Here is a 298-nt window from a genome sequence, read left to right as displayed (position 1 = left end):
TACATACGTGAAAATTACACAGTTGTAATTCTTCATTGGTTAAACCGCTATTTTCACGACCAAACACCAAAGCAACAGGCCCAGTATTTGATTCTTTAACCAATTTCTCAGCACATTCTCGAGGATCAACCATTGGCCATGACAACGTACGTGAACGTGCACTCGTGCCTATGGTTAATGCGCACCCATCAATTGCTTCCGATAAGGTATTTACCGTGGTTGCAGCACCAAGTACATCGGTGGCACCCGCAGCTAGAGCACTCGCATGACTATCAACTTCACAAGCCGGGTCAACCAA

The 298-nt window shown here is 45.6% G+C and carries 1 protein-coding gene; it reads right to left on the bottom strand.

Annotated features, from left to right (window positions below; genetic code table 11):
- Window positions 1–298: TrmH family RNA methyltransferase (locus tag CWC11_RS21295; protein ID WP_283241032.1), on the bottom strand; the 298-nt coding region annotated here is incomplete at both ends.

Source organism: Pseudoalteromonas sp. S3178, assembly GCF_005886985.1.
GTDB lineage: Bacteria > Pseudomonadota > Gammaproteobacteria > Enterobacterales > Alteromonadaceae > Pseudoalteromonas > Pseudoalteromonas carrageenovora.
Note: the sequence above shows the minus strand (reverse complement) of the source record. Positions and strands in the feature narration are given on the sequence as shown.